This is a genomic window from Mesorhizobium sp. B2-2-4 (assembly GCF_006442375.1).
Classification (GTDB): domain Bacteria; phylum Pseudomonadota; class Alphaproteobacteria; order Rhizobiales; family Rhizobiaceae; genus Mesorhizobium.
In genome coordinates, this window is sequence record NZ_VFWB01000009.1 from 123,080 (window position 1) to 135,981 (window position 12,902).

Below are 12,902 nucleotides of genomic sequence, written 5' to 3' on the forward strand. Positions count from 1 at the left end.
GCCTAGCATGGAACGCCGCCGCTGGTGTTTGACCGCTTGGTCTGCCCTGCCCGAAAAGCAGCAGGTCCGGTTCCAGCCCTATCTGCCCCGAGGGCGCGCATGAAACTCGCGATCATTTTGGGCGCTCCCCTCGCCCTGCTGTTGTCCAGCCAAGCGCGAGCCGAGTTCACGGTCTGCAATCAGACACTCGATGTCGTCAATCTCGCCGTCGGCCAGAAGGTCGACAATGCGGACCAGACCGATGGATGGTGGACCATCGGCGCAAACCAATGCGTGAACGTTATCCGGGAGGAACTGACCAACCGCTACGTCTACATCTATGCAACTGACGTGTTTGGTCATGCCATCCTCGCCGGATTGACCGAAATGTGCATCGAACGGCGACGTTTCTCGATCCGCGGCAGTGACGAATGCTGGCAGCGCGGCCACATCACCGCCCGGTTTCTGGAAGTCGACACCCTCGAACAGGTGCGGTGGACCTTCTTCCTGACCGCAAGCAATCCGTGACACACCATATCGACACGAGCTTCAGACAGAAGAAGCAGGCGCGCGCCGCCCTTCGCAGGCGCACGCTATGGCGTAGGTTGATGGTGGGTTTGACCTCGGCTGTGCTGCTTTGCGTGGCCGCCGGTTTTTACCTGACCGCGGACTATTGGGCATTCGGCGACGAAGACGAGGAGTTGCATGCAGTCGAGGGGGCGGACGATGTGCCGGCCGACGCATCCGTCTACGTGCCAGCGCTGATCGATCTGGCGGGGGACCCGATGTGGATCACCCTTGCGCCAGATGCCGGCGCCGCAACCAAAGGCCGAGTGGTCCCGCGTCCGGCAGAACTCGATCAGGCCGACGTTTCTCCCCAGCTCGAAGTCCTGTCAGACGTCATGCTGAGCGCCAGCGAAAAATTCATGACGACGATACCATCGACGCAGGAGGATTTCGCATTCTTCCAAGCACAACGAAAAACCGCTGCCGCGCCATCGGGCGATCTGGAGAACGATCTTCAACCCTCGCCTCCCGCCAGGGAACTTGAAGCGGCTTCCGGTCAGAAAGCCGACAGCGACGATCCCGAAGCCGGATGGGGTGAGACGATCGATGCAGGCGATGCAGCCCTGCCGGCATTCCAGAAGACCGAGATCGAGAACAACACGAGCGTCGTAGCCGTCACCAATGAGTACCAGCGATTCGCGGCGACCGAAGACACGTTCGTGAAGGTTCTCAATGATCGCAGTCTGGACAGCGTAGCGTTGGATGCGCACTTCTCCGCGCAGGATGCCAAGCTGGCAGGCGAGGCCCTGAGCGCGCTTTTCCACCGGGACGGCCTGGCAGCGGGTTACGTCGTTGCGATGCGAGGGTTCAGGCCGACGCGCGACACGAGCGCAATGTCCCTGATGCAGGTTTCGATCTACGCCAAGAACCTGTTCGTCGGCACGCTGACGCGCAACGGCGCGGGCGCCTTCGTGTCGGGTGTTGATCCCTGGGTTCGCGAAGATCTGTTCAACTATTCGGGCGCACAGGAAGAAGGTACGCATAAACGACAGTATCGTCTGCTCGACGCCATCTATTCGACGGCAGCCCGCAACAATGTTCCAACCGGCGTGATCGGCGAGGCGATCATGTATCTTTCGAGAGGACAGGATCTGGACGCCTTTGCAAGCGAGGACCAGCGTCTGGTGATGATCTATTCACAGACGCCCAGGGGCAAGGACGAGGGCGCGGGACGGGTTCTGTATGTGGGCGTGCAGGGGAGCGAGAAAAGCCTCGACTGTTTTGTCTTCCAGCAAAGCGACGGCCAGTTTGCGTGTGTTACAGGTGACGATCAGGTACGCTCGCTGACAGTCACCAACGGCATGGTCACGCCGGTGAATGGCGTCATGACCTCCACCTTCGGACCACGAAAGCACCCCATTCTGGGGACCGTGCGCATCCATAAGGGCGTCGATTGGGCGGCACCCGTCGGCACGCCGATCGCAGCCGCCTTCGATGGCGAGATCACCTTCCAGGGCGATGGGGGAAGCTACGGCAATCTGGTCAAGATCTTGCACAAAAACGGCCGCGAGACGCGTTATGCGCACATGCAGAAATTTGCAATCGAAGCCGGCGTCGGCACCAAGGTCAAGGCAGGCGACGTCATCGGCTATATCGGCACCACCGGATTATCGACCGGCCCTCACCTGCATTTCGAGCTTTACCAAAACGGCGAGGCGATCGACCCCTTGGGCACGGTTACCGCGGTCGCATCGAACGATTCCGCGGTCGAAACGCTCACCGAGCGCATCGTTCACGTCGAAAGTGGCGGTAGCGCTCGCGCCAAGAATCCTAATTCTTCCGCGACGGGCGCCGGCCAGTTCATAACCAAGACCTGGATCAGGATGATGAATACCTACCGCCCGGAGCTTGCACGCACGCTGTCGACCGACGACCTACTCGCCCTGCGCTACGACGCCACGATCTCGCGAGAGATGGTGCGCAACCTGGCGCGCGAAGGCGAGGCCTACCTGCGCCAGCGCGGCCACCAAATCACGGCCGGCCGGCTCTATCTCTGTCACTTCCTTGGAATGGAAGGCGCGCATCAGGTTCTGTCGGCATCAGGTTCGGCGCAGCTGAGCGCTGTCCTGGGGTCGGCCGTCATCCAGGCCAACCCGTTCCTCACCGGCAAGACAGCCAGCTACGTGGTGGACTGGGCCGAAAGAAAAATGGGCCAGAAGCTGACTCATCTGGCAACCGACGCCGGGTCACAGACAACGACCACCGAAATCCGTCAGACGTCGCCGGAGTTCGAAAAATACAAACAGGCCATCACTGCTCTCATGGGCTCGATCCCAAATACGCTCTGAGCGTCAGGTCTGGCATGAGTTTCTTGCGCAGAAGGGTTCCCCCTCGGTTTGCCGCGCAGTTTCGACGGTTATTGCGTTTTTATCCGCATTTCCACGCGGCGGTTGGCAGGATCGTACGGGTTGGCGTTGCGAGGGTTCTTCTCGCCCATGCCGACGGCGTTGATGCGCGCGGCCTCGACACCGCTGGCCGTCAGGAAAGCTGCCACCGATTTCGCTCTTCGTTGTGACAGACCTTCGTTGTAGCGCAGCGTGCCCGTCGCATCGGTGTAGCCTTCGACGACGAAGTTGAACGTGCTCAGCCGGTTGTCTTTCAAAGCCTTGGCAAACTCTTCGAGCTCAGCGCGCGCGGTTGCGTCGAGTTGGGCCGAATCCAGCCCGAAATTGATCAGCATGTCGAGGTTGGATCTGCCTTCCTGCTGCCCATTGGTGTTGCTCTTGTTGCACTCCTCTTCGGAACCGACACAAATTCCTCGAGATTTGCCAAGATCGGCTGCGCCGGCAAAAAACTTCACGATGTCTTCTGATTTCCGAGCCGGATCGGCGGAAGCATGGTTCGAGAAAAACACGACCGCCAACACAAAGGCTGAACGACTCCACTGCATAGCGCTCCTCCTGTTTGAGTATCCGATTTTGATCGATCGCGAACATATCAAATTCCAGCGCAATTGTCTGTGGCCAAACGTTGGAGGTGCGATCATCGCGACTGTTTTGGCCGTGGCACGGCTTGAGACTTGACCCGCGCCGTGCCTGAGGCTTGAGTGGCCAAAGTTCCTCGATGAAAGCGCGGCGTTCATGGCCCATGGGCTCCGATTCAAAACGGCACGGGATCTTTTCGCAGCTTGTCCCGCTATCACCAGGGACATGCGCACTCCTCCGACCGAACAGCACTCGATCGCGTTTTGCCGCGACCTCCTCGCCGGGCGCATTCCTGAGGAAGCGATTACATTTTGCGCCTACCTGCTTCCCGAGCGGGCCGCGGTCTGGTGGGCCCACGAATGCCTAAGCCATCTGAGCGACCTCTTCGATGAGACCGATCACCGGTTGCTCGGTCTTGTCCGCGACTGGGTGAGCGAACCCGACAGCCCCCGCCATCGAACAGACGTCAGAGCCGCCGCGGCAAAATCGCCAACAACCCCGGTCGGCTGGATTATCCTAGCTGCGGGATCGCGTGAAGATCGGTCAGCCGTGGCCGCGATGCCGGCACTGGATTTGCAGCCTTCTCCTGCTGCCTATGCAATCAATGCCGGAATTCTGGCCGGTCTGGCACGCGTGGCGCTCGTGGACCGCTTCTCGGTGCTGTCGGCGTTCGTCGAAATCGGTATCCAGATGGCCGAGATCGAGGCCCTCCACCAGTCAACGGATGCATCTTAGGGGCACTCGCCCACAGGACCGGCTCCCACAGAACTGGAGGACGCCCTCCGTCCCGCCTACTTGCAACCGCCTTGAGCCCATTTGGCGAGCGCCACCTTGAAGCGTGTCCCAAGCGGATGCTGCAAGCGCAGAACGGAGACATCGTTGGCGGCGAAATTCTTCGCCTGATCACACAGTCGGGTCTCGTTCCACTCATGGCAGCCGTCGCAGTGCTTGCCCTGCCATACCGAATTGTCGAGGCCCTCCACCGGACTGAAGCGTGGCTCGCCTTTTATGAGCTCCGCAATACTCTTCCCATCGATTTCGGGGTCACCGAAATCGATGGGAACGTCGAAAAAGATCGGGTCGTCAGAGGCGAGTTTTGGGATTTTCTGACGGAGCACATTGAGTGCGAGTTGGGCGTCATTGGCGGAGCTCGACGGATTAGCAGTGGCATTGCGCGTATCCGAGCCGCCTTGCGGTCGGGGAACGCCCGCCTCACCGACGATCAGCGGTGCGTTGAGATCAACCTTGTGCAGGACGACCTCGGTGGTCAGCGAGACGTTGCTCCAGGGGCGCTGCTTGCTAGCGGTTGCCTTGAACACATCGGCGGTAACACGGTTCATCGCCTCAGTGATGGACACATTTGTCTCGCCAATGTGCGCAAGCAACGCCGAGGTGAACGGCGAATGTTTGCCGGATCCGTCGTAGGCGACCTGATTTGGACTGGTGGCGAACGCGACAAGCGTACCGGCACCGCCATTCTCGATCGAGATTTCCGCAAGGCCGCTTTTTGCTCCCCTGACGCCGGCGGTCTTTGCCAGCACCTCGGCTAGAGGATTGTCGCGACAGGCGTCGAGGAAAATAAGCCTTATGCTGGTCTCGCGAGACATCTGTCGCAGAACGAAATCGACAGGCACCGCCTCGAAGTCGAGCGAAGTCTCGTCCTCCAGGGCGGCATCGATCGGAAGAAGGTAGTTGCTGCCTGAAACCTGCAAGCCATGGCCCGCATAGAAGAAAAGCGCGATGTCCGCCCCGCGCACCTGCTTTGCGAACTGCGCTATTGTCGTCTGGGTCTGCAACTTGGTCAGATCGAAGCCGGAAACGACTTCAAAACCAAGATCTTTCAGGCTTTCGGCCATGGCTTTGGCGTCGCGCACCGGATTGGCGAGTGCCGGGGCGTGCTGATACTGGGAGTTGCCAAGCACCAGCGCTGTACGGCGCTCGGCATCGGCTGCCGTCAAAGTGAAAAGCAGCGCAACTGCCGCGAGCCCGATTGCGCGCAGAAGGCTACTGCGACGGGCGATCAGATCGAAACCCACCGGGACAACAGATCCTTCCTCAGTTGACGAGCTTGGTGGCGGAAAACTCGATCCGCCGATTGAGCGCCTTGTTCTTCGGCGTGTCGTTGCCGGCGACTGGGCGCTCCTCGCCGTAGCCGGTCGCCGTGATCTGCGTGCGCGGAATGCCCGCCCCAACAATGGCGTCGGCCACTGCCTGGGCCCTGCGCTCCGATAAGCGTTTGTTCTCTGCAACCGGTCCATCGGCATCGGTGTGTCCGGAAACTTCGACCTTTAGGCCTGGGCATTTGCTGACGACACCGACGACCTCAGCAAGGAGCGGGCGGCTTTGGGCATCGAGCCGCGCGCTCGCGGGGCGAAAATAGATCGCCCCGGTACGGGACAGCACCGCAAACCTGTTGAGGCATTCCTCATCGTTGAAGTTGGTCTTCGTCGCATCGGTGGCGACGGGCCCGACCTCAGTGCTTGCCGCAACGGTCTGGGCGGGGAGCGGCTTGCTCCCGTCGGCCGTGAACACGAAATCGAACGACACCGATGCGGTGGGAACAATGTTGGTCACACTGGCCGCCTGTTGGAGTTTGTCGACATTGGGCAATAGACCGAAGTCCTCCACATGCACCGCGACAGGGGCCTCCGAGGCAACCGACACCATGGTGTCGCTGACCATGGTCACCACGACGTTGGCCTCAAGATCCTTGTCGACCCCATGCAGGTTGAGACGGAATGGAAGAACCGCCTTCATACGTCGCTTGGTGGCGAGGTCGGCAAATGCCGCCGGATCCACTTTCGCTGTCAGTTCGGCGGTTGGAAACTTGTAGGTCTCAAAGAAGAGGAACCGCATCCGGACATTGCGCAGGTCGACCCCGGTATCGACTGAGTTGAGGTCAAAGGAGACCTTGGCGTCGCCGGTCGAAGTAAGGCTGCCGGAAATATTCCTGATCTTGTTGGTTTCGACGATCGTGTTCTTCTTGACCGACTGATAGGTGAGGACCGAAGCGGTCGGATCGAGCGCCCAGTTCGTCTGGGCGTTCGCCGTTCCCAGTCCGGGCAAAAACAACACGAACAACGAAACGATCAAGCCAAGCGTCTTCGCGGCGACTCTGCTTCTTGACCGTGCTTTGCGCCAGACTCCGAGAACTTCGAACATGGCTCCCCCTGCCTACGACAACAGAACCCCGTATCGACATCACGACCATGCGGTGTCTCCAGAGAGCATAGAGCACTTGCTGCCAATTGGCGAGCATCCCGGTTGGTGTGTTTGGCCAGCCCGCGATCCCGGCATCACGATACCGCACCTTGCCTGAGTGCGGGGGATTCGAAGGTCCTGCTATTCCCATCCCAAAGACGTCAGGAACTCAGCGCGGGCGCGGATGATCCGCGGATCGAGGAACCGCTAGAAAGCTATCTTAAGTCCGAGCTTGGCGCCAATAGTGGAGCTATCCGACGAGGCCTTACCACGGACTTCGCCGTTGACGGTCGTCAACTCCGAAACTTTCAGGTTGAACCCCGTCGATAGCGCCACGGAAAAATCCGCATCGTCGAAGGCGATCGTCCTGGTACCGATCTCGGTCGTGTTCTTGTAACCGAAACGCTGCTGCAATTCGCCACGCGCATAGGGGCTGAACACCATACCGTTGCTCAGCGTGTAATCGCCATAAATGCCAGGCTCGAACTTGATGGCGCCAAATGAAAGCCGGCTCTTGCCGAACTGATTGCCACCGCTGTCAGTGTAGGGATCGCCGCGGAATGAAACACCAAGCAGGCCGCCACGCAGATCGAAACGGGTGCGTTCGCCCAGCGCGAAGATGTGGCCGACAGATCCCGTGACCGCGTAGCCCTCGGTGTCATAGCTGCCGGTGGTGTCAAGCACCCCGTTCATCACGTCGCTTCGGCCGAAGAAACCGGAGGCCGAGACCAGCGCGTAATTGTAGTCCTTGCGCAACAGTGCGTAGCCGCCGAACAGTCCGGCCTTGTTGTTACCTTCCCCTATGGCATCAAATCCCTGGAAGGCCCCGAGATTGACGTCAGTCGAGGCGTAGCCGGCGAATACACCGATGTTCAGGCCATACTCATTGTCGAACTGGAAATGCTTGGCGGCATTGAAGTCCAGGCTGATGGCGGCCGAAAAATCATTGGCATCGAAGCTCGGGCCCGGGCCATTCAAGCCGCCGCCACTGATGTTATAGCCGTCATGCTCGGTATGAGCGAACTGGCCGGAAGCAAAGACCCCGAAGCTCGAAGAAACCGGTACCATTCCAGATCCGGATGCAGGCGAAAGGTGGAGGTCAGCATCGATCGCGTCGCGGTTTATGCCGTAGAGAGCGTCGAGTGCCACCTCGACCGCGCCCGCGTTGGTCGCGCTGGTCGGCGCCGCCGCAATGCCGAAACTGGCCGGCGTGGCACGCAGGAACAAGCCGCCATTCGGGCCGTTTACGATCTCATAGCTGAAAAGCGAACCCGGCGTGCCGGAAATACTTCCGAGACGGAAGGTGCCGGCAACCGGTCCGCTGGCCGAGACGATGATCGGGATATTGGTCACTTGGGCGAATTGGGGGGTGCCCAGCAGATTGACAATAATGGTGCTGGTGCCGGCGGCCGAAAACGCATTGGCAACGAGTTGATCCGACCGTAGCGTCTGTTGGTTGATGTCGAGGCTGATGGCGGCGCTGTTGAGGGCGAGGCCGCCGAGCGTCAACACGTCACCGGCGACACCGTCCATCATGTTGATCAGGGAATTTGTCGCGATGATCGAACCCGGCATAGTGACGTTGCCGTTGATGAACAGCGTTGAACCGTTACCGAGGTTGAGTTGGTTTATGCCCTGCGTGCCACCGCTGAAGCGAAGGGTCGAATGGTCGGCCGAAAAATTGTCGAAGCCGGCAAAGTTCTGGCTCTTGCCGCCGGCGGCAAGGTCGGTGCCGACGACTGTGCCGTTGGCGCCTGTACCGCTGAATAGCACCCCGTCGCTAAGGATGAGCGGCTCGACGGCGCCGATATGATCGATGGTTAGCGTGTTGGGTCCAAGGCCGGTAATGTCACCCTCGATCGTGCCACCCGACAAATGGACATGTTCGGCGTCGATGCCGCCCTTTATGTCGCCGCCGACGACCGAGACGCTGTCGAAGCCTAGGCCGCCGGTGATGTTGCCGCCTGTCGTGGCGCCTATGGTTCCGCCGTTGATGTTGACGGTGTCGTCGCCGTCATTGCCGAATATGCTGCCGCCAATGGTGGCGTTGCCAGCGACCATTATCGTGTCGTTTCCGGCAGCTCCGTCGAGGTCGAGGTCGACCGCGGCACTGCCGCTGACGCTGACCCGGTCATTGCCAGCCCCGGCATCCAGGGCATCAACTGTGCCCCCCGCAATGATGATGGTGTCATTGCCATCGCCCCCGGAGAGAACGCCGACGGTCGGCGCGCTGAAAAAAATTCCCTCCTCGGTAGTGAGGATGCCGATCGATAACAGGTCGTCACCTCTGCCGCCGGTCACATTGCCAACCTGTGTACCGTCGCCGAATATCACGGCGCTGTCGGCACCATCTCCAAGGTCAATGTCCTGAATACTGCCGGCCTGAATGACGACCAGGTCATCCCCGGCCCCGGTATTGAGATTGGCCGCGACGGTTGGGGCGTACGGAACCCCCAAGAAATCCCCATAGAACGTCTCAAACCGGTCGTTGCCGCCGAGGAGTTCGATTGTACCGTCCGCCGGCTGTAAGGAGGTCGACCCTCCCGCAGGCAGGCCGCCTACACCGGGTGTTGTCGCCGCTTTATCGGTCAGGAGGCCGCCAAAAATTCTCACGACGTCGTCGCCATTGCCGTCGTAGTCGTTGACGATGACTTCCGACGAGTTCTCGAACCCGCTAAATCGGGTGGTGAATACGCCATCGACGTCCTGAAAATCCCCGGTCGTCGTGCAGTTCACGGTAACCGATGTCGCCTGGAAGGGAGTGCCGCCGCCGTTTGCAGTAGCGGAGCAGGCCGCCGCGCCAGAGACTTGGAACGTGGACGCCGCCGCTAAGGCGAGCAACGAGACTCCCGTCAATTGATAGGCCTCGCGCGACACTCTCATTCGACCCCACCTTACGAGAAATCGATACCGTCACAAATCAAGGCAATTAAATAGATCAACGATCCATCTCATGGGATCGTTGACTGCTTAACCGGCACTGTACGCGTCGCGTTGCTGGGCGGCAATGGTTTGGCGTTCGCTCTCAGGAGACTATAAGGCTATCTGTGGCGACAAGGACACTATCGTAAACTTAAATGAGCCTGTCAAAAGCAGTGGCCAAACTTCAAAGGCATCTTTAAAGATCAGAATAGGCCGCCGAAACAGTCAGATCTCCCGCATGTGCAATCTTGCGATGGTAGCTTGCCCATATTTCGCCACCACACTGCTCAACCCAGCGGTAGCAGAACGAGAAGTCGGTAGGGAGGTCCAGTTCCGGCGTCACAATCTTCGCAAACGGCGTCAGGAAATTCTCGAACTGAGCGGTGTACTTGCTCTTTCTGTAACGAGACCGGTCCACCGTCTCGGGTAACTTCTCGATTATGGCCGTCACGCAGTCGCGGGAGACCAGAAAGATGCCCGTGCCGCATGACGTTACCCGGACAAAGCCTTCTTGCTCTTGCCGAGGTTCGACGACGGTTCCGATGAACTCCAGGCTTTGCGCAAAGGCTTTGTCGAAGGGCAGTGTCGAGAGGGAGTGGAGTTTGCGCAGATCGATCCGGCGCCGCGGATACAGGGTGCCGACGACTTGCTTGTCCAGCGCCAGCATCGCCGCGATAAGATCAGGTGAAAAGCCCATGTCACTGTCGATCATCAGAATGTGGCTGCAATCCGGTTTATTGTAGTAGAAATTCGTGAGCAGATAGTTCCGCGAAAATGGAATATCCGTGTACTCGATTTCCGACAACGTGAAGGCGTAGTTGGACAGGCTCTTATGAGTTAAGACCGCGAACAAGCTGCGAACGAACACGCTTTTGTAGGCTGCTCCATAAACCGGCAGCGCAAGATTGATCTTGGTCGGCATCTTGTCCTCCACAGTCCAATGACTGATCGCATACAAATCCCTTTTCCCTATCTTTGACAGGATTCTTGGTATAAATTTTGGTGACCTTCGCCGGTATGAGGGCAGGCGCTCAGGCTGATTGTGGTTGCGTCGTGGTGCGTTGGGAAGTTGCTGGACCAAGATTGAGGCAGGCCGGAGCGAGCATGCTGATATGACCCACTGCAACAGACTTCTGTTTCGTGTCCCACTGTTTCTCATTTTTCTGCTTCTTGGCTCAGCTGGTGCTCGCGCCGCGGTCGAGCCGAGCGCGGCGCCGCAGCCACGCAACCGGCTAGCGATCGTCATCGGGAATTCGAACTATCAAAGCAGCCGACTTGAGCATCTCCCCAATGCCGCAAATGATGCCGCAAAGCTCTCAGAGAGCTTGAAGCGGCTAAATTTTGAGGTCCTGACGGGCACCGATCTTTCGACCCAAGATTTTTCCAGAATCTTTCGAGAAGCTGATGCAAGGCTGCCTACCGTCAGCGCAGTTTTGATTATCTACGCCGGTCATGGCGTGCAGTTGAACGGCGAAAACTACCTGCTCCCGGTCGATACGCCCGATCCTGAAAGCCTGGAAAAACTCACCGCCACGGCCATCAAGCTGAATGATGTGATCGCGCGGTTCGCGCGCCGCGACCGCCAGACGTTCATATTCCTGGACGCGTGCCGCAACAATCCGCTCGGTGCCGGTGCCGGCAATGGTCTGGCGCAAGTTGAAGTCGGTGAAAACACGTTCGTTGCCTTTGCCACCCAGCCAGGCAATGTCACGGCCGATGGCGGCGGCGAAAACAGCCCGTTCACCATTGCGCTGCTGAAGAATCTCGAGATCCCCGGGCTCAGCATTTCGGATATGATGATCCGCGTCCGCAACGAAACCGAAGCGTTGACGGTTGGCCGTCAAGTGCCGTGGGATCAATCGAACCTGCGTGAGCAGTTCTATTTCACGGAGCAACAGGTACTCGATCCGGGACAGTTGAGCGCAAGCCTTTCACGCATCCTTGCGGACCCTGCGGCAAAGAAGAGATTGCAAGTCGAACTTGCCTCCAATGACCTGCAGACCGCCGTGCTAATCGTCGGACAGACGTTGCGGTCGGTCGAGATTCCGGCACCGTCCGCCAGTTCACCGGAGCCGGTTGGCACACAGGTCGCCAATCTGTCTCCGACCGAAAGGGTTGAGGACGCTCGCCAAAGCGTCGTCTCCGGTCTCGAAACGCTCATTGTCGGCGCATCTATGGGCGAGGCGGACAAAGACAAGACAGCCGATCTTGCGCGCAACGTTCAGACCGAACTTCGTCGCTTGGGTTGCTACCGGATGCAGATTGATGGAGATTGGGGCACGGGTTCAATCCGTGCTCTCACCGACTACTACAAGAATACCAAGCAAGTCGCGGCGACGACGGAGCCGAGCGTCGGACTGCTGGGCGATCTCTTTTTGCGCTCAGGCAGAATCTGCAAGCAGCCGGTCATCGTGAAGGCCAAGCCGGCTAAGATAGCGTCGGACGCCGCCCCTTCACGAAACGGCTCCGTACGGACGACTGCGAAACGCTCGCAGGCCGCCCCGAGACGTCCCGCGCCTCCCCCACCGGACATCAGTGGCGGCATAGGCATTGGTGGTGTGTTTTAGCGAGCCGGTCAGCAATGGGCTGCGCTCGAGTTCCAGATCAGGTGCTGCAGCCCAACAAGATGATCAAGCGTCACGGTAACGAGCGCCACGCTGGAATTCGAGGCGAAAAGCTGCGCGGATGATGAAACTGTCCGACCCCGGCCCCTGAGACGGGCGATCATATGCTGGCGTAATTATTCATTCATATTCGGTGGCTCAGTACAAGGTAGATAGCGGGGACTAACATCAACCAGCCCCCCATTCCCAACACTACCAAAATCGCCACGCGCTCGGTTCGCCTGACAAGGTCGGCAATGTTTTCCTCGTTCGTCAAAGAAACAGCGTCCAGTAGCGCAGGCGCATGATCATCGTTGTCATTTGCCCGTTGGTTTGCGTTGCCACTCTCATTGGTTCTCTGGATCGATGTCATTGTCTTTTGCTCACCAAACATACTGGAAATAGAGGGCCCGCCAGCCACCGAAGCGGCTTGCGGGCCCTATCAGCACAGGAAGGGACGTAGCTGTGCCGATCCACGACATGTCAGCCAAGGAATATGCCGATCACCAAAAATGTGACGGCTGCGGCGAAAGTTGGCGCGAGCAACCAACGCGCTTGGCCAATGCTTTTATCCATCTGCTTTCTCCGAGTCTGGAGAAGCAACTAGCCTAGCCCTAAGCCGTTCCGCCTAGTCTCAAGAGATAAGACCATTGCGTTTTGTGATCGGCCTTTGGTCTGGTCAGGATTCCGACTGAAGCCTGATCGA

Annotated in this window: 9 protein-coding genes; 4 read left to right on the plus strand and 5 right to left on the minus strand. The window is 59.0% G+C overall.

Annotated elements, in window-relative coordinates; translation table 11 throughout:
• Positions 1 to 99: 99 nt before the first annotated feature.
• Complete coding sequence (locus FJ959_RS23025) at positions 100 to 507, plus strand: DUF1036 domain-containing protein (protein WP_181165311.1); 408 nt, start codon at positions 100 to 102, stop codon at positions 505 to 507.
• The gene (locus FJ959_RS23030; protein WP_140632398.1) at positions 504 to 2,834 is read left to right on the plus strand and encodes a M23 family metallopeptidase; all 2,331 of its coding nucleotides are present in this window, start codon (positions 504 to 506) and stop codon (positions 2,832 to 2,834) included. The genes FJ959_RS23025 and FJ959_RS23030 overlap by 4 nt, the downstream gene beginning before the upstream one ends.
• A 68-nt stretch (positions 2,835 to 2,902) precedes the next feature.
• Here FJ959_RS23030 and FJ959_RS23035 read toward each other — a convergent pair whose 3' ends face one another.
• The gene (locus FJ959_RS23035; RefSeq protein ID WP_140498307.1) at positions 2,903 to 3,436 is read right to left on the minus strand and encodes an OmpA family protein; all 534 of its coding nucleotides are present in this window, start codon (positions 3,434 to 3,436) and stop codon (positions 2,903 to 2,905) included.
• A gap of 259 nt (positions 3,437 to 3,695) precedes the next feature.
• Between FJ959_RS23035 and FJ959_RS23040 the strand changes: the two genes are divergently transcribed.
• Positions 3,696 to 4,205 carry a hypothetical protein gene (locus tag FJ959_RS23040; protein ID WP_226880417.1) on the plus strand — a complete coding sequence of 170 codons (510 nt, stop codon included), beginning with the start codon at positions 3,696 to 3,698 and terminating at the stop codon, positions 4,203 to 4,205.
• 56 nt (positions 4,206 to 4,261) lie between these two features.
• On the opposite strand, the gene FJ959_RS23045 is transcribed toward FJ959_RS23040, so the two are convergent.
• The 4 genes from FJ959_RS23045 to FJ959_RS23060 form a co-directional block, all read right to left on the minus strand.
• Positions 4,262 to 5,506 (minus strand): caspase domain-containing protein, encoded by a 1,245-nt coding sequence (locus FJ959_RS23045; protein ID WP_140632250.1) that lies wholly within the window; start codon positions 5,504 to 5,506, stop codon positions 4,262 to 4,264.
• 19 nt (positions 5,507 to 5,525) lie between these two features.
• The gene (locus tag FJ959_RS23050) at positions 5,526 to 6,632 is read right to left on the minus strand and encodes an OmpA family protein (RefSeq protein WP_140632253.1); all 1,107 of its coding nucleotides are present in this window, start codon (positions 6,630 to 6,632) and stop codon (positions 5,526 to 5,528) included.
• A 246-nt stretch (positions 6,633 to 6,878) separates the two neighbouring features.
• Positions 6,879 to 9,554, minus strand: coding sequence for an autotransporter (locus FJ959_RS23055; RefSeq protein ID WP_140632256.1), 2,676 nt, complete (start codon positions 9,552 to 9,554; stop codon positions 6,879 to 6,881).
• 235 nt (positions 9,555 to 9,789) lie between these two features.
• Positions 9,790 to 10,515 carry a hypothetical protein gene (locus tag FJ959_RS23060; RefSeq protein ID WP_140581131.1) on the minus strand — a complete coding sequence of 242 codons (726 nt, stop codon included), beginning with the start codon at positions 10,513 to 10,515 and terminating at the stop codon, positions 9,790 to 9,792.
• Positions 10,516 to 10,705: 190 nt separating this feature from the next.
• Between FJ959_RS23060 and FJ959_RS23065 the strand changes: the two genes are divergently transcribed.
• Complete coding sequence (locus FJ959_RS23065; protein WP_140581134.1) at positions 10,706 to 12,160, plus strand: caspase family protein; 1,455 nt, start codon at positions 10,706 to 10,708, stop codon at positions 12,158 to 12,160.
• Positions 12,161 to 12,902: the final 742 nt, after the last annotated feature.

Coding starts and splice junctions, on each gene's coding strand:
- FJ959_RS23025 (WP_181165311.1), top strand. CDS start 100: ATGAAACTCGCGATCATTTTGGGCGCTCCCCTCGCCCTGCTGTTGTCC.
- FJ959_RS23060 (WP_140581131.1), bottom strand. CDS start 10,515: ATGCCGACCAAGATCAATCTTGCGCTGCCGGTTTATGGAGCAGCCTAC.
- FJ959_RS23040 (WP_226880417.1), top strand. CDS start 3,696: ATGCGCACTCCTCCGACCGAACAGCACTCGATCGCGTTTTGCCGCGAC.
- FJ959_RS23065 (WP_140581134.1), top strand. CDS start 10,706: ATGACCCACTGCAACAGACTTCTGTTTCGTGTCCCACTGTTTCTCATT.
- FJ959_RS23055 (WP_140632256.1), bottom strand. CDS start 9,554: ATGAGAGTGTCGCGCGAGGCCTATCAATTGACGGGAGTCTCGTTGCTC.
- FJ959_RS23035 (WP_140498307.1), bottom strand. CDS start 3,436: ATGCAGTGGAGTCGTTCAGCCTTTGTGTTGGCGGTCGTGTTTTTCTCG.
- FJ959_RS23050 (WP_140632253.1), bottom strand. CDS start 6,632: ATGTTCGAAGTTCTCGGAGTCTGGCGCAAAGCACGGTCAAGAAGCAGA.